The sequence below is a fragment of the Pseudomonas sp. W15Feb34 genome, assembly GCF_023127765.1.
GTDB classification, from domain to species: Bacteria; Pseudomonadota; Gammaproteobacteria; order Pseudomonadales; family Pseudomonadaceae; genus Aquipseudomonas; species Aquipseudomonas synxantha_A.
This window is the reverse complement of record NZ_SPKN01000053.1, coordinates 312-23,714: the sequence shown is the minus strand read 5'-3', so window position 1 is coordinate 23,714 and position 23,403 is coordinate 312. Positions and strand designations below refer to the sequence as shown.

Here is a 23,403-nt window from a genome sequence, read left to right as displayed (position 1 = left end):
ACTCGGCCCTGGGCGACAGCACGGCCACCGGCACCGACAGCGTAGCCATCGGCCCGGTGGCAACTGCTTCGGCCGACAACGCCATTGCCCTGGGCAACGGTGCCAACGCCAGCATCGCCAACTCCCTGGCCCTGGGTAATGGCGCCACCACCACGGCTGCCACTGCCACCGCCAGTAGCGTGATCAACGGCACCACGTATACCTTCGCCGGTGCCGCGCCTGTGGGCGTGCTCAGCGTTGGCGCCGTCGGTGCCGAGCGGCAGATCAGCAACGTCGCCGCTGGGCGGGTCTCGGCCACCAGCACCGACGCGGTAAACGGCAGCCAGTTGAATGCCACTAACACCTCGGTGAGCGACCTGAGCACCAACCTGAGCACGCAGATCAGCAACCTCGCCAACAACGCCGGCAACCAGATGGGCCAACTCGGCCAAGGCGTCAGCGCGGCCTTCGGCGGCGGCGCACAAGTGGACCCGACTACTGGCGCCATGACCGCGCCAAGCTACAGCACCACCACCATCGATACCGCTGGCAATGCCACCACCGCCACCACCAGCAACAACGTGGGCGCTGCCTTGACTGGTCTCAGCAACAGCCTGGCCAATACCGCCGCCGTGGGCGTCAAGTACGATGATGTGAACACCAAAACCTCGGTGACCTTCAACCCAGGCGGCACCGCCACCACCCTGAGCAACGTCGCCGCCGGCACCTTGAGCGCCACCAGCACCGACGCGGTCAACGGCAGCCAGTTGAACGCCACCAACACCTCGGTCACCGACCTGGGCACCAGCCTCAATACGTCCATTACCAACCTGGGCAACAGCTTCAGTACCCAGCTTGGCAACATCATCAACAATGGCGCCGGCATCAAGTACTTCCACAGCAACTCGGCCCTGGGCGACAGCACGGCCACCGGCACCGACAGCGTAGCCATCGGGCCGGTGGCAACTGCTTCGGCCGACAACGCCATTGCCTTGGGCAACGGTGCCAATGCCAGCATCGCCAACTCCCTGGCCCTGGGTAATGGCGCCACCACCGCTGCGGCCACTGCAACTGCCAGCGGCGTGATCAATGGCACCACTTACAATTACGCCGGTACTGCGCCTGTGGGCGTGCTCAGTGTCGGTGCCGTCGGTGCCGAGCGGCAGATTAGCAATGTCGCCGCTGGGCAGGTGTCAGCCACCAGCACGGATGCGGTCAACGGTAGCCAGTTGAATGCCACCAACACCTCGGTCACCGACCTGAGCACCAACGTCAATACCTCGGTCACCAACCTGAGCACGCAGATCAGCAACCTCGCCAACAGCGCCGGCAACCAAATCGGCCAACTCGGCCAAAGTGTGAGCAACGCTCTGGGTGGCGGTGCGCAGGTGGATCCGACTACTGGCGCCATGACCGCACCAAGCTTCAGCACCACCACCATCGACGCGGCTGGCAATACAACCACTGCCACCACCAGCAACAATGTCGGCGATGCCTTGACTGGCCTCAGCAACAGCCTGGCCAACACCGCTGCAGTGGGCGTCAAGTACGACAATGTGAGCACCAAAACCCGGGTCACCTTCAACCCAGGCGGCACAGCAACGACCCTGAGCAACGTCGCTGCCGGCAGCCTGAGCGCTACCAGTACCGACGCGGTCAACGGCAGCCAACTGTTCAATACCACCGCCCAGCTCAATAACTTGATTGCCAACTCCGGGAGCCAAAACCAATACGTCGTCAATGCACTGGGCGGTGGCGCGCAAGTGGATCCGGTGACGGGTGCTGTAACCGCGCCCAGCTTCAACACCACCACCATCGATACGGCAGGCAATACGACCACCGCCACCACCAGCACCAATGTCGGCGATGCCTTGACGAGCCTCAGCAACAGCCTGGCCAATACCGCTGCGGTGGGCGTCAAGTACGATGACGTGAACAGTAAAACGCGAGTGACCTTCAACCCAGGTGGCGCTGCGACCACCCTGACCAACGTCGCCGCCGGCAGCCTCAGTGCTACCAGCACCGACGCAGTCAATGGCAGCCAGCTTTTCTTGACCAATAACACCGTTGTCGGCCTGACGACTCAGCTCAACAACATCGTGAACAGCGGCTCAAGCATCAAGTACTTCCACGCCAGTTCGTCCAAGGCCGATTCGCTCGCCACCGGCACCGATGCCATGGCAGTAGGCCCCAATGCCCAAGCCAGCGGTACGGCGGCCATTGCCGTGGGCAATGAAACTGTTGCCAGCGGCAGCAGTTCGGTAGCGCTGGGTGACGGCGCGAAAGCCACCGCTGCCGGCAGTGTCGCCATCGGCAAGGGCGCCAGTGACGACCAGCGCGGTACCGAGACCTATACCGGCAAATATTCGAATGCAAGCAACACCACGGCCGGCGTCGTATCGGTAGGCAACGCGACCACCGGCGAAACACGCGTAGTGAGCAACGTGGCTGATGGCAGCCGGGCTACCGATGCGGTCAATGTGCGTCAGCTCGATGGTGCGGTGGCCGAGTCCAAGGCCTACACCGATACCAGCCTGAATCAGATTCAAGGCTCGATCAAAAATGTGGACGGCGCGATTGCCAACGTCACCAGCAGCGTGACCAAAGTCGAAGCAGCGGTGACCAGTGTGCAGAACGGCACCAGCGGTGCATTCCAGGTCAACAACACCCGCGCCGCAGCGCAACCCAAGGCAAGCGGTACCAACGCGGTAGCCGGTGGCATGGGCTCGCAAGCCTCGGGTAATAACAGCATGGCCGTAGGCAGCAACACCGTGGCCAGCGCTGAAAATGCCACGGCAACGGGTAACGGCGCCCAGGCAACGGCACAAAACAGCGTGGCCCTGGGGGCCAACTCGGTGGCGGATCGCGAGAACAGCGTCTCGGTAGGTAGCGCGGGTGGCGAACGCCAAATCACCAATGTCGCAGCCGGCACCCGTGGCACGGATGCCGCCAACATTGACCAAGTGAGCCGCGGCATCATGAATGCCAACATCAATTCCAAGGCTTACACCGATCAGCGCTTTGCCGATCTCAAACACAACCTCAAGCAGCAGGACGACACCCTGAGCGCGGGTATCGCCGGCGCGATGGCGATGGCCAGCCTGCCGCGCTCGTCGGTGGCCGGCGGCAGCATGACGTCGGTGGCGATGGGTAATTACCGCGGGCAATCGGCACTGGCTATTGGCGTTTCGCACGTGTCCGAGAATGGTCGCTGGTCGACCAACTTCATGGGCACTACGAGCAGCCAGAATGACACTGGCGTGGCCGTGGGGGTTGGTTATCAGTGGTGATTGCGAACCGAACCGATAATGAAAAAAGCCCGGCCTGCGCGTAATGCAGGTATCCAATGTGGGAGGGGGCTTGCCCCCGATAGCAGTGTGTCATTCACAGCATCAGTGACTGATCCGGCGCTATCGGGGGCAAGCCCCCTCCCACATTTGGTTCACCTGCCTTCAGATTTGCATCAGGCTCGCACAGGGCATTTTTCTTCTACGCTGAGTTACATCCCTATGCCCACCTACGGATTGCCCACGACAGGATCCCCTGAATGAAAACCCAACTGCCGCTATGCTTTGGTTTGATCGCTTGCCTGGGCCTGGCCGGGTGCCAGGAAAAAACCTCTCCCCCTACTGCCAGCCAGCCCGAGTGGCTCGCCGTGCCCGCCCTGCCCATCCTGCAAAGCGCGGTGTTCAGCCTGGCAGACGCCCTCGTCCCGCATAAAAACCCCTTGGCCATGGAACAGATCTGCGCCCTGGCCAAAGGCGAGACCCAGCAGGCAAACGTCAACCACTTCATCCAGCAGCAAGGCGGCAACGCACAAAGCATTCCCCCACAGGGCCACCCATTGTCGTTGCTGGTAAACGGTGACCGCCAGGCGCAGACCCGTGCCTGCGCGGCGTATCTGGCAATCAGCGTGCTGTCACCCTTGAGCTTGAACGGTTTGCTGGTCGAGCAGGCAAGTGCCCCGCCCCAGGACAAGAACAAACCGGTAGAAAAACGTGAGCCTCAGATCGATCAGGCAAAACTGCTGGCGAGTCTGCCGGGCAAGCTGGCGATCGCACAAACCAATGCGGATTTTTTCGCGCTGATCGCCACCGAGCTGCAACAGCGTCCAGGGCTGACGCTGGAACAATACCGCCAGTTATCCATGGAGATGTTCGCGGGCCTGGCAGCCGACTATCTGCTGCGTTTGAAAGAGCAGACGCCCCCGCCCGGCACCGAATATAAAGTGCTGAAGCTGGACGCGGATCAGTTCATGTTCGTCAGCAGTACCCGTACCCTGTTCGAGTATGATTTTTCCGGGTTGAAACTGCAGCAGAATGGCATGACCTGGTTTGGCGAGGGCAAGCTGTTGGGCAAGGATTACTTTTTGAAGGTGGCCTACCTTCCCGGCACCGCCAAACAACTGAAGAACACACCAACGCCCTAGGGGCGTTGCGTGGGTTGAGCAGTGGAGCGACTTGGGGAGGGAAGCACGTAGCGAATGCGCGCGCCGCCCGTTCAGCGGGCAGGCGTGAGGAAAAAATACCGTGAAGGTGTCGGTCGTGCGGGGTCGATCTGGTCCATAAAACCTTTGATGGCAGCGGTATCCGGAACGCCCGGCAGCTTTTTGATCACCCTTGCCGGCGGTTTTCCTTCGGCCTTTGGCACCGCCAGGGGCAGCCCTTCGTAAATCAACGCATGGTGCACACTCGGGCAATCCTGGCAGAACGCTTCAAGATCAAGCATGGCGCCACCGACAAATGCGCTGTTGATGAGCAACAGATCGAAGGGCTCAATGGCATGGTCGATCATCGCCAGCAACTCCTCCAACGAAGAGACGGGCGCCACTCGATGGTAGCCGCAGTAATTGAGCATCCGTTCGAGGTTCAAGCGCTGCAGGTGGACGTGATCGGCAATCAAGATGCGTAAAGAACGTGTGGGCATTTATATATCCTTCCAAACCAGCCAGCAGACCGTCAGACGCGCTTTCCAGAGGGGGCGCGCGCTCCCAGCCAAGTCAAAAAATCTTTTTCGGTCATGGGTTTTGCAAAAAAATAACCCTGCCCCTGCACACACCCAAGCTCCAGCAACTGTTGATATTGATCTTGTTTTTCAATGCCCTCGACGACCACCGACATGCCCAGCGCCCTGCCCAGCTCGAGCGTGCACTTGATCACCGCAACACATCTTGGGTCATGGTCCAGCCCCCGAACGAACTCGCGATCAAGCTTGATCTCGTTGAAAGGCAACTGGCACAAGCGCTGCAGGGAGGAAAACCCCACACCAAAATCATCGATGGATAACCGGCACCCCATCATGCGCAACCGCACGAGGCTTTCCAGGCAGGTGGCCGAGGCTTCGAGCAAACCGCTTTCAGTCAATTCAAATGTCAGACTGGAAGCCGGTAGCCCGAAGCTGCACAAGATGCCGCGGATGATGGAAACCAGCTCGGGATTGGAGAGCTGTACCGGCTCCAGGTTGAACGCGATATTCAACACGTGCCCGCGACTCGAAGCCTCGCGGGCCAACGCCAGGCCCTGCCTGATCTGACCGAACAGTAACTCATTGAGCAACCCGCAACTTTCAATGGCAGGCATGAACACCGCCGGAGAAACCACCCCTTTGGTCGGGTGGTTCCATCGTGTCAGCGCCTCGACGCCAATCACATCACCATTGAGCAAATTGACCTTGGGCTGGAAGTACGTTTCCATTTGCTTTTGATGCATGGCCGAGCGAACTTCGCCAGCTTGCGCCAGCTCCAGGGGCTTGAGGCTCATCGGCGCGATCCTGGGATCGCTCAAGTGTTTATGCAACAGCTCGTTCAGGGCTTCAGCGTGCAGCGGCTTGCCGAGGTCGCCCAATAGCGGCAGCCCCAGCAGCGTCACCAATTGCCGAGCGGCCTGGCGTACGTCTCCCGAGAGGGAACTGCTGAGAATCACCGCGCCCACCAGGCCAACGCGAGCCACACGTTGCAAAAACTCCAGGCCATCCATGCCTTCCATGCGCAGGTCACACACCACAATGTCCACCGGACCGACCCGTTGCAGGGTCTCCAGGGCCTGGGTGCCGTTGGAAGCACTGAACACATCCTGACAGCCAAGCTTCTTCAGCAGGTTGACGGCGACGGTTTGCTGGAACAGATGGTCCTCCAGCACCAGCACTCGCAGGGGCAACACTTGCATCACTGATTCTCCACAATTGGGTTGCAGCACGAACGCCCGATACGCCCTGATTGCTGGTGGTAGCCGATGCCCACTCAAACAAGGTTGATGGACCTCAACGCCCGCTCCCCAAGAGGGAGCAGGTGTATTCAGGTCATCCATGACGCAAATTCATTAACGTTGCGGGTGCGTTGCTTCGGCAACGTCAATGAAAGATGGGGTCGCTCCCTAGCGGATTCGGTATACGAGAGGTCATCTCTGTTCTTTGAGCCGAAATTATCCTGGGATTTTCCTGACCGAAATGTAGGAAATTTCCCGGAGAGCAATTTAGGTCAGAGACCTTACAGTCCTGTCTCCGCGCCCAAAATCAGTCAGTCGACGGATTGGGCGATCCGTTGCGTCAACACCTGCGTCAGCGCGTCCATCGTTTGGTGCAGTGCATCCACTGATTGGGTCAAACGTGCGGCATCGTGCCCGTCGCAATCTATCTGCAACTGCTCGCAACAGTGAATCAAGCGCTTTGCCTTGACGATGCGCGCGCCACCCTTGACCCGATGGGCCAGGTCGGCCAGCCCGGTCAGGTCGTTCTGGCTGAAGAGTTTGAGCAGCCGTACTTGATCCTCCTCGTTACTGCTGAGCAGGTCCTGCAACAAGCTGCGGATTGACGCCTGATCCCCGTAGGTCAGTTGCTCAAGGCTGACCAGGTCGATCTCGTCGTCCAAGTGCGTCACATCATCGTTATCGGGCATTGGTTCAAACGACGACTCAACCCCCGACAGGCGTGCGGCCAAATCCTTCATGCTGATGGGTTTGAACAGGCAATCATCCATGCCCGCAGCGAGACAGCGTTCGATCTCGTCGGATTGCGCATTGGCGGTGAAGCCAAGAATCAGACACGGCGGCTTGCCCGAAGCCGCTTCATCGTCACGGATCGCCTTGGCCAGTTCATAACCATTCATCACTGGCATGTTGCAGTCGGTGATCACCACATCAAAGGAATGGCTGCGCCAGGTGCGCAAGCCATGGGCGCCGTCCTGCTCGTCTTTGACGCTGTGCCCCAGATAGCTCAGTTGTTGCAACAGCAACAAGCGGTTGGCGGGGTAGTCATCAACCACCAGAATGTTCAACTCACTGGCAGGCAACAGCTCGGTCGGCTCAGGCTGGCTGCGGGGCAATGGGGCCAGGATGGGCAACGTCAACAGCACCTCGGTTTGCGTGCCCAGACCCGGCACACTGCTCAGCTTCAACTCGCCGTCCATCATCTCGCATAACGTACGGCTGATGGTCAGCCCTAACCCCGATCCGCCGACAGTCAACTGGCTCTGACTACCAACCTGGGTAAAGGGCGCAAACAGTTTCAACTGGTCTTCGTCGCTGATACCGATCCCGGTATCACGTACGCGCAACTGAATACTCATCTGCTGATTTTCTTCGTCGAGCGTCGCCTTGACGCTGACCAGCACCTCGCCTTTCTCGGTAAATTTGATTGCATTGCTCAGCAGGTTTGCCAGCACCTGCTTGAACCGCATCGGGTCGATCAACACATCACGGTTGGCGAGCTCATCGAACTCCAGAACCAGCGGCAGTTGCTTTAGCCGAGCGCTGGCGCCCTGCACCCGCACCACCTCCTCCACCATTTCCTTGAGGGCAGCCCTCTGAGGGGTCAAGGTCAAACGCCCGGATTCGATACGCGCCACATCCAGGATGTCGCCAATCAGCTCCAGCAACGCACGTGCGGCGCTGGAGGCCACTTCAATGGCAAACCGGTCGAGAATGCCTTGATCAGCCTTTTTCATCGCCAATTCCAGCATTCCGACCACCGCGTTTATCGGCGTGCGCAGTTCATGGCTCATGGTTGCCAGGAACGTGGTCTTCGCCCGGTTGGCGCCATCGGCCTCGTGCTTGGCTTCCTTGAGTTCGCTGAGCAAGCGTGCGCGCTCACTGATATCGATCCACCCGGCAATGATGCCTTTGACTTCACCGCTGCTATCGCGAAACGGCAGGATCCAGTGATAGGCATCAATCGTCTGCCCGTCGGCCAGCACCAACTGACGGTCCTGAATCTGCTCCTGGCCGGCCTCCATCACCTCGCGGTATTGTTGCTCGAACGCCTGGGCGTCAGATGGCGCAATGCCCACGGCCCCGGCGAGCGCAGTGCCCATCACTTGTTCTTCGGTACGTCCAACCGCCTCCAGGTAGCGGGTATTGCACAGCAGCATTCGGGCTTGCCGGTCTCGAACGTAGATAGGGTGCGGCAAGCCGTCGATCAGGACGTGCAGGAAGTCCATCTGCTCCTTCAATGCATGTTCGGCAGCGGCACGCCGCTGAATCAGGCGGCGCAGGTAAATGATCCAGCACGCCGCCGCGAGCAACAGGCCTATAGCCACTGCCAGCCACTTGAGAAAAGCCCGCTGGCTGGCCTGGATACCGCGATTGTCCAGCATGACTTCGCCACGCCAGCGACCGGACAGGTCGTCGAGCTCTTCGCGGGAAAAACTGCGCAGGGTTTTATCGAGGATCGAGTAGAGCTCCAAAGACCTGCGATCAGTCGCCAATCGCAACTGGGCTGGAGGCTCTCCCATCGTACGCGTGATGCGCAGGCGGTCACGGTAGAACGTAGAGATCATATAGCGCGCGCCCTGCAGGATACTGATAGCGGCATCCGCCTTGCTCTGAGCAACCAGCGCCATCATGTCGGCACGGCTCCCCGCCTCCATCAACGTAATATCCGGGTAATGCCTGGGCACATAGGTGGCCCAATAGCTGCCAGGATTGACGACCAGACGCTTGCCCGTCATGTCGTCCAGGCTTCGGGGCTGGCCATCGCCCACGCGGGTGACCAACACGTCGGGGTTGGACATGAAAGGCCGGGTATATCGCAGCTCACCCATTCGCTCATCATGCCTGAACGTGGGCGCCAGATCTGCCTGCCCCCCCACCAACAGATCAGCCTGCTCATCAACGGAGCGCGCGCGGATCACTTCAAACTGTATATGGGTTCGCTGGCTGATTTTCTCCAGCAAGTCGGCGTTGAGGCCCCGGAACAGATCATTCTGATCAAAAAAGGTAAACGGCGGGTTGCCATCGATCACCGCCACCCGCAGTTTAGGATGCTCTGCCAGCCATTGCTCCTCTTGCGGACTGAGGCCAAGCTCAAGGCCCTCTCCGGCGGTGGCCCGCAACCTCCAACGCCGCGCAATCGACTGCTTCTCGGCAGCGGGAATCGCGTTCAGCGCCTGATTGACCACATGCAACAACTGCTTGTTCTCGGCATTCAAGACAAAACCGATACCGCTGACCTTTTTATCGGCTGAGGGCCTCAGGTGCATGTCGGTGTAGAAGTTTTGCCCAATCAGATAGCTGGATGTGATCCCCGCGCCCACGAATGCATCCGCCTGACCGAAGGCCACCGCACTGATGCCCTCCAGCGCCGTGGGGTACAGTTCGATTGTTGCTTTTGGGTAAAGCGCCTGGATAACGGAGGGCTCAACGTAGTATTTGGACATCGCCAGCCGCTTGCCTGCAAGATCTTGCTGCACGTCGCTGTCCGAACCGCGGCTGGTTGCCAGCACCATCTGATCCAGAAGGTAGGGACGCGACATGACCAGCCCTGCTTGCGCCACTTCATATTCCCGTGCGGAGCCCAGCAGATCCAACTCCCCGGTCTTGAGTGCCTGCAAGGCCAGATCCTTGTTGTCATAACGCCGGATCTGGACATCAACGCCTAACACAGCAGCCAGCAGCCCGACGTAATCAGCCGTCACCCCCTCAAAATCGGCAGGGTCGGACGACACCACCAAGGGTGCCGGATCGCTGCGTGCTGTGCCGACCACCAGGACCTTTTTATTGCGTAGCCACCGCCAGTCATGGTTCTGCAGTTCAACATCAAAATCAGCCGCAGGCTCGCGCCCCAGCAGGGTCAGCGACTCAAAGGCCCGCTCGGCGGCATGGGACTGGCCGAGTACTCCCAAACAAAGGAAAAAAATGAAGTAACCCGACAGGCGCCTCATTCAGATCAGGTGATGACGTTTGGCAAAGTCGGCCAGATAGACCACCGACTTGACCTTGAGCTTTTCAATCAGCCGGGTTTTATAGGTGCTGATCGTCTTGTTGCTCAACAACATAGCGTCACCGATCTCCTTGTTACTGTAACCACGGGCAAGCTGCTGCAGAATGGCCAGTTCGCGATTGGACAACTGCTGAATCAGCTCATGCTCGGGTGTCTGGTTATCGACCGGGCGCACCGAGCTGTTGGAGAGCACCGGAAAATAACTGAAGCCCTCGCGAATCACTTTGACTGCACGCATGAGTTCCTCAAGATCATCGCTTTTGGAGACATAACCGGACGCGCCGATGGTCATGCAGCGATGGGCATAAAAGGTCGCGTCCAGCGAGGTCAGCACGAGGATTCTGATCGGCAGGTCCAAGGCGCAAATGCGACTGATGACCTCCAGGCCGTCGAGCAGCGGCATCGAAATATCCAGCACGATCAAGTCCGGCACATGCTTGCGAGCCAGGTAAACCGCCTCGACACCATTCTCGGCTTCGGCCACCACTTCCACCTGCCCTGCCTTGAGGAGCATTTTTACAGACGAGCGAATAAACGGATGGTCGTCGACGATTAATGCTTTCAACATACAAACCTCTTTTTCATCAGCATAAGGAGCAGCATCTGCGAGACCGGCACGTCAAACTATTAAGGTAGCTCAGTTTCACGTCGACAAAACACAGGCCTGAAATATTTTAATGGCCTGACTGCGCCAGCAAGCCCTACCGGTTTTGGTAGCGCTCCAACCAAGCGCAAAAGTCAGCACCGGGCATGGGCACCGCCAAGTGAAAACCCTGGCCAAAATGGCAGCCCAGGTCAACCAGTGTATCGAGTGCCGATTGGCTGCCAACCCCCTCGATAATCAGGTCCATCTGCAATGCCCGGGTCAACGCGAGACTGCTGGCAACCACGGCCCGGTTACCCGGGTTGGCAAGGTCCTGAACGAACACGCCGTCGAGCTTGATCTGGTTGAAGGGCAGCTGCGCCAGCAACCGTAGTGAGGAAAAACCCAGGCCAAAGTCATCGATCGACAACCCACACCCCGCCTCGCGCAAGCGCAGAAGGTTTGCCAATGCCGATGCCGGCAGGTCCAGCAGGCTGCTTTCAGCGACTTCGAATGTCAGGCCCGAACCTGGCAGGTCATACCCTTGCAAGCATTGAATAATGTAGTCAACCAAGTCATTTCGAACCAGTTGGGAGGCTGTCAGGTTGAACGCCATTCCCAGGTCAATACCTTGCGCGCGCAACTGCAGCAGCAATGCAATACCCTGGTCGAGCAGTTGCTTGAGCATCTCGTCAATCAAGTCATAGGCCAGTACGGCGCCTAACAGATCACGGGGCAGCAACATCCCCCGTGTGGGGTGACGCCAGCGCACCAGCGCTTCAACGCCAAACAGCCGACGCTCGACAAGATCGAATTTGGGTTGGTACCAGGCCTCGAATGCACCCACCGCCAAACCGTGTCGCACCTGGTCTTCAGGGATCAGTTCAGGTACCGACAGGTCGGGCGTCGTCAAGACATGGTGGCGCAGCTTGAAATTTTCCAATAACCGCTGCAAATCCTGCATATCCAGCGGCTTGTCCAGAATGCCCAACAACTTCAGGCCCGACAGCGTCTTCATCTGCTTCACGGTGCGATAAAGATCAGCCTGCAACTCGCTGTAGGCCACCAACGTCTGGACGTTTCCCAACTCGCCGGCCACTTTCAGGAACGCAGAGTGGTTGATCGAACCGTCTGCCAGGTCGAAAAAAACGATATCGACCCTGGGCAGCTGTTTCAGCAGGTCAATAGCCTGCTCGGCATCGCTGGTCGATAGCACATTGCCTACCCCCAGATTGCCAAGGGCCTTGACCAGCACGGCACGCTGGAACGCATGATGTTCAATGACCACAACACAATCAGGAAACATATTCTTCAACCGATTCGACTTTAAAGGAGAGGTTTGAATAGCCACGCCAGGCTCAGCGTTCCCGCATGGCCTCCTGGGCCTTGTTGAACGGCTTGATCAGATAGTCCAGCACGGTCTTGGAGCCGGTCTTGATGTCCACCGTTGCGATCATCCCCGGCACAATGGCGAAGCGCTCACCGGCCTTGTTGGTCAGCACGTTAGAGTCCGTCTGGATGAACACTCGGTAGTAGTAGTTCTCCGGCTTGACCTTGTCCTGGATGGTGTCCGGAGAAATCGTCACCACCTTGCCGTCCAGCCCGCCATAGATCGAATAGTCATACGCGGTGAGTTTCACTTTGGCGGCCTGGTCCGGGTGGATGAACGCGATATCCCTGGGTGAAATGCGCGTCTCGATGAGCAACTGATCATCCAGCGGCACGATCTGCATCAACTTGCCGTTAGGCGAAATGACACCGCCAATGGTTGTCACCTCGATGCCCTTGACGATGCCGCGAACCGGCGACAGGACGGTCAGGCGCGTCAACGAATCTTCACGCCCACGAATCACCGAACTCAACGAGCTGACCTCGGAACGCGCCTTGGCCAACTCTTCACCCGCCTGCACCTGATAGGAAGAGCGCAGTTCGGTAGCTTTGAGTTGCAGCTCGCTGCGCTGACGCTGCAGGCGGATCACTTCGACGTTGCTCGCGGCGCCGGTCTTGGCCAGTGACTGGGTGATTTTCAGCTCACGGTCGACCAGCCCGAGCGAATCGTTCACCCCGGCCAGGGATTCCTTGAGCCGGCTGATACGCTCCTGATACAGCCTGGTTTCGCGCTTGATCAGCTCGGGGTAGGCCTGCAGTTCGTCAGGAAAACTCAGTGGTTTACCGTCCACCTCCGCCTGCAACCGTGTGGCGCTGGCCAGGACAGCCCGGTAGCGCGCAGCGCTCTCTTCGACATTCGATTCGGACTTCGTCGGGTCAAGCTGGGCCAACACTTGCCCCTGCTCCACCAGGTCACCTTCGGCAACGTTAAGCTCCGCCAGAATACCGCCTTCCAGTGATTGAATGACTTGCTCATGGGAGCTTGGAATTACCTTGCCGTCGCCCTTGGACACTTCATCGAGCCGCCCCAGCCACGCCCAGGTGCCCAGGATCAGCACGATCAACACCAGGCTGCCGATGATCCGCGTCGAGCGATGCAGCGCAGCGTCATCGGCCGGGTCCATGGCCTCCAGTGATTTTCTATTGCGTAGATAGGCACGCAACCGCGCCAGTTTTTCGTGAACATCAGCCATGCTGAGATGCTCCATTGGAATGAGTGGCGCTGAGTCGACGGATCGCTTCCTCCTTGGGTTCATCCAGCACGATTTTGCCGTCATCAACGACGATGATTCGCTCGACCAACTCCAACAACGCCAGGCGGTGGGTGGCAATCAGCAAGGTCTTGCCCTGTGCCCATTGGTCGAGGTTTTGCAGAAACAAGCGCTCTGCCCCTTCATCCAGTGAAGAGGTCGGTTCGTCCAGCAACAGCACGTTGGGTTGGCGCAACAACAGGCGAGCCAGCAACAGCGATTGTTTCTGGCCGCCGGAGAGCCCCAGCCCGCCTTCCAGAATCAAATGATCCAGGCCCGTCGGCAGCTTTTTGATAAACCCATCGGCGCCGGTCAGGGCCAGTGCCGAGAGCATTTCCTGATCAGCGGCCAACGGCGCGCCCAGTTTCAGGTTCTCGCGGATGGTGCCGTGGAACAGGTGCGAGTCCTGGGTCAACAAGGCCACATCCCGGCGCACGTCTGCCGGGTCCAGGTGTTGCAACGCCACGCCATCGAGGCTGACCAGGCCAGAGCGTGAATCCACGCCACCGACCAGCGCCTGCAGCAGCGTGGACTTGCCTGCGCCGTTGCGGCCCAGCACGGCAATGCGTTCGCCGGCCCGAATCTTCAGTTGGCTGACTTGCAGCACCGGGCTGTCGTCGCCATAGGCGAACACCGCCTGGTCCAGCACATAGTCACCGTACAGGTGGGCACGGTGGACTTTGTGGCTGTGTTCGGGGTGGTCGGTGGGCAACTGCATCAGTTTGTCCAAGCCTGCCAGGGCGGTCTTGGCCTGCTGCCAGCGAATGATCACCTGTGTCAATTGCGCCATCGGCGCCATCATGCGTGAGCCGAGGATCGATGCCGCCACCAGTGCGCCGGTGGTCAGGTCGCCGGCCATCACCATCGGCGCGCCGAAGAAAATCACCACGGCAAACACCAGGGTCTGCATGGATTGCGACCAGTACTGCAAGCGATGGGTCAAGGCCTTGAGCCGCAGGTTTGCCGAAGCAGTGGTTGCGTTGTAGTGGTTCCAGCTCAGTTGGAATTTCTGCTCGGCTTGCAGCGCCTTGACGTCCTCCATGCCCTGGATGGTTTCCACCAGCAAGGCATTGCGCAGGCTCGACTCACGCAACGCTTCGTTGGCCAGGCGCCCCAGCTTGCCTTGGCACAACAGGCCCGGGGTAATCATCAACACCAGCGCACACAGCGGCACCAGCACCAACGGGCCTACCAGCAGCCAGAATACGCCGAGGAACAGCAGGAAAAACGGCAGGTCCGCCAGCGCCGTGATGGTGCTGGAGGTAATCAGTTCGCGAATCTGCTCCAGCTCGCGAACCTGGGAAATGAAGGTGCCGGTGGAACGCGGCCGGGCCGAGTTGCGCAGGCGTATGGCGTGGCCAAAGACCTTGTCGGAGAGACGTGTGTCCGCACGCTTGCCCAGCAGGTCGGTGACATGGGAACGGGCGTTGCGGATGGTGAAATCAATACCCGCTGCCAGCAGTACCCCGATAAACAGGACGTACAAGGTCGGCATGGAACCGGCAGGGATCACCCGGTCGTAAGTCTGCATGGAAAACAGCACCCCGGCCAACCCCATCAGGTTGGCAACCAACGAGGCGAACATCACGTAGCGATAGGACTTCAAGTCCTGCAGGACGATGCCCTTGAACCAGTTTTTGTCATACGGCTTGATGTAGTCGTCCACTCGCACGTCGGCGCGATTACCCACTGGGCGCAGCAGGATGACCCGGCGGCATTGCTCCAGCAGTTCCTGGCGCGACAGCACCGTGGCCAGGCCGTGGTCGCCGCTGAGCCGGACTTGCAACAGGTCCTCGGCACGCAAGCCTTCGATCAGCGCCAATTGGCCATCGGCCAATTGCACCAGCAACGGTAAACGCCATTGAGTCAGGTCTTCGGCCTGTAACTCTTCATCAATCTTGACCGACAGTCCCAAGTGTTTGGCAATGGCATACAGCTGGTCATCGGAATGCGCACTGCCCTGCCAGGCAGCGGCCAGCCGCGCATCCTCGGGGGAGAAGCTCAGGTTGTAATGACCAGCAACCAGCAACAACATTTCCAGCCAGGGCGGGGAAACAGATGGCGGACTGGCTTGCAGGGGTTCTTGGGCACGGCGGTTCATGGCAAACGCTCACGGTAGGTGGCGTCGTTGGCAGCACCAAACGCCTGACTGAGATGGCCTGCGCTATACAGGCAGTTGATCTGTAACCGACGCAGGCTATTGAGCGTGGTCTGCTGCTCGACCCGCGACAAATACGCCTCTTGCTCGGCATTGAGCAGATCCAGCAGCGGCCGGGTGCCCAACTCAAGGTATTGCTGGCGGTAGAGCACGCGCGTTTCATTGATCGTGCTTTCGCGCACGGTTTGGGCACCCAGGCTGGCATGTAACTTCAGCACCTGGCTCTGCGACTGCTGCATTTCCTGGCGCGCGCGCAAACGGGCAGTATCGAGGCCGGCCTGGGAGGACGCCAGGGCCCTCTCGCTGGCCGCCTTGCCGGCCTGGATCGCGTTACCCTGATAGATCGGCATGCTCGCGTTGAGGAAGACGCTGTAGCGGCTGCGGTCCTGGTCCGTACCTGGGCTGCCATCCAGCTGGTGGCTGAATGTCGGCTCCAGGGACAGTGTCGGTAGCCCGGCTGCCTTGGCGGCGCTCACTTCGGCCTCGGCCCGGGCTACCCGCGCTTGGGCGGACTGCACCTCAGGGTTGTCCTGCATCTTGGCATCGACCTGCTGGCACGACTGCTCCAGTTCCCGCGGGAAATGGTCGGACACACCCTCGACCCGAGGTTGCCCGATCAGGTTCGACAATGTGGCGAACGTACGCGCCAGGCTGGCTTGATGCTGGAAGCCGGTGACCTTGGCAGCTTCAATACGCGACATGGTTTGCACATAGTCCGAACGGGTACTGGCGCCCATGTCCAGACGCTGGCGCGCCAGGTCGGAGACTTTTTCCAGGCTGTCGATCTGGTCCTGGGTGATCGCAATCAACCGCTGGTAATACTGGCCGTCAAGAAAGGCCAATGCGGTATTCATGGCAACCTGTTCGACACTCAGGCGCACGTCTGCCTCGCGCTCGGTGACACCGGCCTGGCTGGCCTCGACAGCGCTGGACACCTTGCCGAAGTCATACAGCATCTGCGAGGCACTGACGTCGAAGACCTGGGCACTGTGACTGCCAGGCACACCACTTTGGTAGCCGCTGCGCACGCCACCGCTGATCCTGGGGTAATAGCCGGCCTGCGCCACTTCTACCCGCTGCACTTGTTCATTGACCCCTTCCCGCGCCCGCAGGATATCCGGGTACGAGGTTAAGGCCTGGCGCACGGCCGCCCGCATATCCAGCGCCGCGGTGCCGGCAGTGGCTAAGGTGTTCACGCTCAGTTGGGGAGCGGAAGGTGGAAGAAACTGCCCGGCTTCAATCAATGAAACCAAAGAGGGCGCGGGCACCGTTTCTTGCACTTGACTGTTCTTGATCGGATGCACGGTAGGCGCAACCTGATCTTGGGGTTGGTCATGCACAGAGGGTGCATTGACCTGCCCGACCACACCGCCCGAACTGAACGATAAGGCTATCGTCAGGCAGGCAATATCACGCCGGGGATGGAATATCCGGAACATAATTGACACTCAGGGAAAATAACCCTGGGCCATACGGCCCAGGGCTCTGTCATTACGACTTAAACAACGGAAACACCACTCTCGACCCAGAGGTCTTTCTTCGACGTTTCATCGATGTAGTGCACATACTCATGGCCATCCAGCGGCGCCTTGACGCCATCGGGTTTCCACGAATCCGGCAAGTCCAGGGTCGAGGCAGATGTCGACTTCGACACCGTGCCATCGGCTTGCAAGATATCGTTCAAGGTCACCGTCAACGCGGGCTTGGCCGGATCGTCCTTGGCTTGCAGGCTGACCAGCTTGTTGACGTCCAGGTTTGGCCCCTGACCCAGGTTGAACGACGGCAGTGCAGTGTCGCTGTCGATGTCTGTCTCCACCTGGCTTTCCGGCTGAGCGAGGGGCGCCGCCCTATCAGCCGCGGGTGCCACACCTGTCTGCACCTCGTTGAGCTCGGCGACGAGCCTGGAGTCGGCAATCTTCACCTCAAGGGTGGAAGTGACCGTCTCGCCATTGATGTGTCGGACCTGATACGAGAAGGTCTCGGTCTCGTTCAAACCTGTCAGGCTGAGTTTTGGCGTGTAGGTGTAATCACCATTTGCCGCGACTTTCAAATCACCGTATTTGCCAGTGATGGTTTCCTGATTGGTTGAAGACACCGATTTGCCGTCGACGCTGACGACGCTGGCGTCAGCAGGAGTAACCAGATCCCCTGAGACGGCGTAAGCCTTGATAGAAATATTGAATGTTGAACTCAATATGGACCCGTCGACGGTTCTAGCCTCATAACTGAACGTTTCCGTCTGGTCCGAAGGCGTCGTATTACGGTCCTGCATGTAATTCGCTTTTCCATCAGTGCCAATGCTCAACTGACCATACTTTCCTTGCACGATGCTACGCACCTGTTCAGCAATACCAATGCCATTGACTTTCAATAGCGTCGCCCCCGCTGGCAATACAAGGTCGCTACTCACGGCACTGTTTGCAAACCCATCAATAAACGACTCCTTGATGATTTTTATTTCATAGTTGCGGGTCGATACAAAAGTTGCAGTATTGAAGTTTTCGACGGTAACACGGTAGGTACCAGGCGTTTCATACTTTAGGGAAAGGCCAGACTGCCCCGCCAGAATGGGCAGATAGGAAATATTAAAGAGCCCCCCCGACGAACTCCCCTGGACATTTACCCAATTTCCGTCAACCCACTTTTCCAGTTTAATAGAATTATTGTTAATAGCCTCCGTGTTATACCAGCTACCGGACGACCTCACTTGAGCGTCCACTTTCTCATTCTCACTCAGAGAAAACTCGAACGTTGCGGAGTTTTTGGCACCCAGTAGAGGACCGGTCAAAAACTCAAGTAAACTCGAGACAACGGAAGTGAGGCCGACTTTATGGTTTACCGTCAACTCATTAATACTAGGATCAATGAACTGGCTCACTTCAACTTCTTGATGTTCAGCCATCAGCTGGTATGGCGCAGTCACCGACACCGAACCTATGGAGGTGGACTGATTATCCAGGGACGCCGAAGTCACCTGCAGCACTGTCCCACCCATCTGTGCTTTTACAGGCACTGCATAGTTGCCATCGGCATCGACAGGTTGTTCGCCCAGAATCTGGCCGGCGGCATTTTTCACCACCACCTTGGTATTGGGCGCGGCCTTGCCGGAAACAACTTTGCCATCGGCACTGATCATCGCGCTCAGCGGCGCCGGGATGGCCTCACCTGCTACCTGAGGTGCAATCAGTTCGGTTGGCAGCGACTCCTTGCCTGCCAATTCAGCCACCACCGAAACCTTGCTGCCCGCAGGCTGCTTGGTGATGGTTGCGGCGAACGTACCGTCCTCGCCGGCCACGATTGGCCCGGCCAGCAACTGGCCGTTGGCGTCCTTGACCGACACGCTCGCACCTGGCAGGGTCTTGCCGGTGATCTGGGTGCCAGCGGCATCCAGGTGAGCTTCCGGTTGTGCAGGTCGATCAACCTCAGTGACCGGTGTTTTCACATAGGCCGGTGCAGACTCCACGCCCTGCCCTTGTGCCGTCACCGCCAGGGTGGTGCCATCGGGCTGTTTCGGGATGTTGACCACAAAGGTGCCATCCTGCTGGACAACCCCGGAACCGATCTCTTTGCCCTGGGCATCCTTGACGCGGATGGTTTCGCCCGTGTTGCCCTTGCCCGTCACCTGGGTGCCGGCTTCGTCGACTTGCACCTCTGTCGGCGTATTGGAGGCAATGTGCGGCGTCATGACCGATTCAGAAGCGGACACCTTGTCGTTGTTCTGCAACGCGACATTCAACAGTTGACCGCCCGGCTGTACGGGGATAGTGACCTCGAAAGTGCCGTCCGGCCCGACGATGCCCTTGGCGATCACGGTTGTGTCGTCCGCTGCTTTGATCAATACGATGGTGTTCGGCGCACCTTTGCCCTGCACCTTGGTGCCGGTGGCGTCCACACTCACATCGAAAGGCTTGGCTGGCGTGTCTTCGGCGCTCAGGGGTACCAGCAACAGCGCAGGCTCCGACACCTTGTCACCCTTGACCGCGCTGATGGCAAGCCTGTCACCGCCATTCTGCGCGGGGATATTGGCCGAAAACATACCGTCGGGCCCAGCTGCAAACGTGCCCAGATCCTGTTGAGTCTCGAGGTTGACGATCTTGACCGTTTCACCTGGCTTGACCTTGCCCAACACGCGAGTGCCGCTGGGGTTGATATTCAGGTCGGTAGGTGGCAATGGCAGGTCCGCATCGATAAACGGCGCCACGACAGAAACGCTTGGCGATGCCTTCCCCTCGTCGTAGGCCGTCACGCTCAAGACGGCGCCGGTCTTCTGAGGCGTGCTCAAGGCAATCTCGACAGAACCGGTCTTGTTCACCACGCCACTGCCCAGCTCCTTGCCGCTGGCATCCATGACCTTGATGATTTCTCCCGGCTTGCCCTTGACCGTTACCGCACTGCCGGTGTCATTGATCACCGCATCACGGGGCGCCAGCACAGGTACCGACAGGGTGGCAGGGGCCGACTCCAGGCCGCCCAGGCTGACCATCGCCTTGAGGTCTTCACCGCTCGCGCCGGACGGCAACAGCACACTGCCCTTGCCATTTGCATCCAGAGGCACACGAACGATTGTGCCGTCCGGGTTGTTGATTTGCACAATAGCGTTGGGCTTACCTTCTACGCTCACCTGCCCGGTGACCGCATCGACCGCGCCGAACACTGGCGCCAGCAACGGCACTTCGAGCGCCGCGGCCTGCGACGTAATACCTGCCGCTTGGGCAACCACGCCCACTTCCTCACCTCCCAGGGCATGGGGCAACTTGATCACGGCATGGCCTTGTGCATCTAGCTGTACCGGAGTGCCGACCGGATTGCCGTCTTTGTCCTGCAACTGCACAGAGACGTTTGGCTTGCCGGTGACCGATAGCTCCTCTTTGGCCGCATCAAATGCCAGGGTTGGCGCAAGTAGCGGAACCACCTGGGCATCGCTGACAGGCGACTTGACCTCCTTGAAGGTTTGAACCGCCTGCAGAGTCTCTGCGCCAAGGGAGGCCGGAATCGAGATCACGCCTTTGCCTTGGGCATCCAACGTCACAGGCGACCCCACCGGTTTGCCGTCCTTGTCTTGCAACTGCACGCTGGCGCCCGCTTTGCCTTCGATCGCCATCTGGCCGGTTATTGGATCAACCGGGCCCAACACCACTTTGAGCAAAGGAATGGCAGTCTGTACTGTCGCAGATTCTTCCTGCCCATCCTTGATGGTTACGCTGACCGACTCTCCACGCAATGCCGGAGAAAGGACCAGATTGCCCTTGCCATCATTACCCAACGTGAGGCGTTCAACCACTTCACCCGCAGCGTTCTTGACCTCTACTTGCCCACCCGGCATACCGACGATCTCCAGGGCGGTACCGTCTTCGCTGAAAGTCAATTTCGGCTCGAACAGCGGAACCTCAATCGATGGGGCCTTTTCTGAGCGCTTGGCCGGCTTGTTCGGTTCGACCGTTTGCAGCTCCGGGTTATCAAACTGTGCGTCAAGCGCACCCGTGCGGCTGGTGGTAGCAGCGTCTTCCTGGCTGGCGCTGATTCTTTGTCCGCTGGCGTTGAAGGGCAGCGTTACCGTTGCCTTACCGTCCGGATCGAAAACACCTCGAACGTAGACCTCGCCTGTTACGTCGTTAAATACCTGGAACACGGCCCCAGGTTTACCGTCCAGGGTGACATTTCGCGTTCCTCCGTCAACCTGGCCCAGTATCGGTGTCAGCATAGGTACAGCCACGCCGGAAGGGCCAGACTCGGTACTGTCGACCACCTGAGTGACGGTCAGATCCAGGCTGCTCAATTGCGGGCGCAGTGTGATCTGGCCGTCGCCTTGGGCATCCAGCGTCACCGGGCTGCCGATCGGCTGGCCAGTGCTGTCTTTCAACTGCACGGTCGCGTTCGGTTTACCTTGAACATTCAACAGGTTGTTGGCCGCATCGACAGCGCCCACAACCGGTGCAAGCACCGGCGCCAACACGGTATTACTGACGGGCGATTGCACAGTGCCCGAGGTTTGAACGGCCTGCAGATTTTCGCCGCTGGCTTCCTGGGGCAGCGTGATCAGGAACTGGCCCTGCTCATCCAGGATCACTGGCGCGCCAATCGGTGCTCCTTCGCTGTCCTGCAATTGCACACTAGCGCCTGGCTTACCGGTAACCAGCAACTGGCCGGAGGCGTTGACATCACCCAGTTCGGGTTTCAGCAACGGCGCAGTCAGCGCGGTGGTGGGTGGTGACTCGATGTTGTCCACGGTCTGGGTGACCGTCACAGGCAGGTCGCTCAAGGTCGTCGGGACTTGCAGTGAGCCCTGGCCTTGCGCGTCCAGCGTGACTGGCGTGCCCACGGTGCTGCCTGTGCTGTCCTTCAACTGCACGGTGGCACCCGGTTTCCCCTGCACCAGGAGGGTGCCTTCCGGATCGATTGTGCCCACGACGGGGGTCAATACGGGGACAGTCAGCAAGTCGCTGGCGGGCGATGTGGCCGTACCCGACGTCTGCACGGCCTTCACGCTTTCGCCTGAGGTGTTTGCAGGCAACGTCAGCACGCCTTCGCCCTCGTCACTCAGGACGATTGGAGTACCGATCGATTTGCCAGTGCTGTCTTGCAACTGCACGGTGGCACCTGGTTTGCCGGTAACCGTCAACCCGCCGGTGGCGGCGTTGACATCACCCAGCTCTGGCTTCAACAACGGCACGGTCTGTGGAGCGGTGGCCAGGGACTCGTTGTTGTCCACGGTCTGGGTGACCGTCACGGGCTGGTCGCTCAGGGTGGTCGGGATTTGCAACGTGCCTTTGCCGTCGGCGTCCAGGGTGACCGGAGTACCCACGGTTTTGCCCGCGCTGTCTTTCAACTGCACGGTCGCGCCTGGTTTGCCCGTCACTTCGAGGATGCCGGTTTGCGGGTCGATTGCGCCCACGGTAGGGGTCAATGTGGGGATGGCCAGCGTTGGGCTGGTCGGCGATGTGATGGTGTCCGACGTCTGCACAGCTTGCACGCTTTCGCCAGCGGTGCTTGCAGGCAGCGTCAACGTGCCGTTACCCTGGGCGTCCAGGACGACAGGATTACCAATCGGGGCGCCAGTACTGTCTTGCAACTGAACGCTGGCCCCTGGCTTGCCGATGACCGGCAACAGACCGGTGGCAGGATCGACAGGACCCAACTGTGGTGCCAGCAACGGCACGTCAAGGTTGGTCGTGAGCGGCGGGTTGGTGCCGTCATTGAGCACCACGCCGACCTTTTGGTCACTGACATTGCCAGGCAGTGTGAGAGTGCCCTCGCCTTTATCGTCCAAAGTGACTGGTTTGCCAATTGGCTTGCCGTTTGCGTCCTGCGCCTGCACGGTCGCACCTGGCTTGCCGGTGACCACTACATTGCCGGTGGCTGGATCGACAGTGCCCAACTGCGGTGCCAGCAACGGTACTTCGACATTGGTCGTGAGCGGTGGGTTGATGCCGTCATCGAGCGCCACGCCGACCTGTTGGCCGCTAGTGTTGCCTGGCAGCGTTATGGTGCCCTGACCTTTGTCGTCCAGAGTGACTGGGTTGCCAATTGGTTTGCCGTTCTGGTCTTGCGCCTGCACGGTCGCACCTGGCTTGCCGGTGACTACTACGTTGCCAGTGGCTGGATCGATAGGGCCCAATTGTGGAGCCAGCAACGGTACGTCAACGTTGGTCGTGAGCGGTGGGTTGATGCCGTCATTGAGCGCCACGCCGACCTGTTGGCCGCTGGTGCTGCCCGGCAGCGTTATGGTGCCCTGGCCTTTGTCGTCCAGAGTGACTGGGTTGCCAATTGGCTTGCCGCTTGCATCCTGCGCCTGCACGGTCGCGCCTGGCTTGCCGGTCACAACTACGTTGCCG

11 protein-coding genes are annotated in these 23,403 nt (G+C 59.4%); 2 read left to right on the top strand and 9 right to left on the bottom strand.

Annotated elements, in window-relative coordinates; genetic code table 11:
• The coding region (locus E4O97_RS26360) for a YadA-like family protein (RefSeq protein ID WP_248162718.1) at positions 1-3,269 on the top strand (3,269 nt) is incomplete at its 5' end.
• 257 nt (positions 3,270-3,526) lie between these two features.
• Complete coding sequence (locus E4O97_RS26355; protein ID WP_078820960.1) at positions 3,527-4,408, top strand: hypothetical protein; 882 nt, start codon at positions 3,527-3,529, stop codon at positions 4,406-4,408.
• A 71-nt stretch (positions 4,409-4,479) separates the two neighbouring features.
• On the opposite strand, the gene E4O97_RS26350 is transcribed toward E4O97_RS26355, so the two are convergent.
• The 9 genes from E4O97_RS26350 to E4O97_RS27600 form a co-directional block, all read right to left on the bottom strand.
• Positions 4,480-4,905: a response regulator gene (locus E4O97_RS26350; protein WP_078820959.1), complete on the bottom strand. Its 426-nt coding sequence runs from the start codon at positions 4,903-4,905 to the stop codon at positions 4,480-4,482.
• Positions 4,906-4,937: 32 nt separating this feature from the next.
• Positions 4,938-6,143: an EAL domain-containing response regulator gene (locus E4O97_RS26345; protein WP_078820958.1), complete on the bottom strand. Its 1,206-nt coding sequence runs from the start codon at positions 6,141-6,143 to the stop codon at positions 4,938-4,940.
• Between the two features lie 350 nt (positions 6,144-6,493).
• Complete coding sequence (locus E4O97_RS26340) at positions 6,494-10,132, bottom strand: transporter substrate-binding domain-containing protein (protein ID WP_248162716.1); 3,639 nt, start codon at positions 10,130-10,132, stop codon at positions 6,494-6,496.
• Positions 10,133-10,759, bottom strand: coding sequence for a response regulator transcription factor (locus E4O97_RS26335; RefSeq protein WP_065944100.1), 627 nt, complete (start codon positions 10,757-10,759; stop codon positions 10,133-10,135).
• Between the two features lie 133 nt (positions 10,760-10,892).
• Positions 10,893-12,062, bottom strand: a complete 1,170-nt coding sequence (locus tag E4O97_RS26330) for an EAL domain-containing response regulator (protein ID WP_248133407.1) — start codon at positions 12,060-12,062, stop codon at positions 10,893-10,895.
• 70 nt (positions 12,063-12,132) lie between these two features.
• On the bottom strand, positions 12,133-13,287 hold the full coding sequence (locus E4O97_RS26325) for an HlyD family type I secretion periplasmic adaptor subunit (protein ID WP_078821146.1): 1,155 nt from the start codon (positions 13,285-13,287) through the stop codon (positions 12,133-12,135).
• 61 nt (positions 13,288-13,348) lie between these two features.
• Positions 13,349-15,514, bottom strand: coding sequence for a type I secretion system permease/ATPase (locus E4O97_RS26320; protein WP_248162714.1), 2,166 nt, complete (start codon positions 15,512-15,514; stop codon positions 13,349-13,351).
• A complete protein-coding gene (locus E4O97_RS26315; RefSeq protein WP_078820954.1) occupies positions 15,511-17,010 on the bottom strand; it encodes a TolC family outer membrane protein in 1,500 nt (499 codons plus the stop codon). Before E4O97_RS26315 ends, E4O97_RS26320 begins: the two co-directional genes overlap by 4 nt.
• 59 nt (positions 17,011-17,069) lie before the next feature.
• On the bottom strand, positions 17,070-23,390 hold the full coding sequence (locus E4O97_RS27600; RefSeq protein WP_248162711.1) for an Ig-like domain-containing protein: 6,321 nt from the start codon (positions 23,388-23,390) through the stop codon (positions 17,070-17,072).
• Positions 23,391-23,403 lie beyond the last annotated feature (13 nt).

Bases quoted from the DNA above. Each gene is read 5' to 3' on its own strand.
- E4O97_RS26325 (WP_078821146.1), bottom strand. From the start codon at position 13,287: ATGGACCCGGCCGATGACGCTGCGCTGCATCGCTCGACGCGGATCATC.
- E4O97_RS26345 (WP_078820958.1), bottom strand. From the start codon at position 6,143: ATGCAAGTGTTGCCCCTGCGAGTGCTGGTGCTGGAGGACCATCTGTTC.
- E4O97_RS26315 (WP_078820954.1), bottom strand. From the start codon at position 17,010: ATGTTCCGGATATTCCATCCCCGGCGTGATATTGCCTGCCTGACGATA.
- E4O97_RS26355 (WP_078820960.1), top strand. From the start codon at position 3,527: ATGAAAACCCAACTGCCGCTATGCTTTGGTTTGATCGCTTGCCTGGGC.
- E4O97_RS26350 (WP_078820959.1), bottom strand. From the start codon at position 4,905: ATGCCCACACGTTCTTTACGCATCTTGATTGCCGATCACGTCCACCTG.
- E4O97_RS26340 (WP_248162716.1), bottom strand. From the start codon at position 10,132: ATGAGGCGCCTGTCGGGTTACTTCATTTTTTTCCTTTGTTTGGGAGTA.
- E4O97_RS26335 (WP_065944100.1), bottom strand. From the start codon at position 10,759: ATGTTGAAAGCATTAATCGTCGACGACCATCCGTTTATTCGCTCGTCT.
- E4O97_RS26320 (WP_248162714.1), bottom strand. From the start codon at position 15,514: ATGAACCGCCGTGCCCAAGAACCCCTGCAAGCCAGTCCGCCATCTGTT.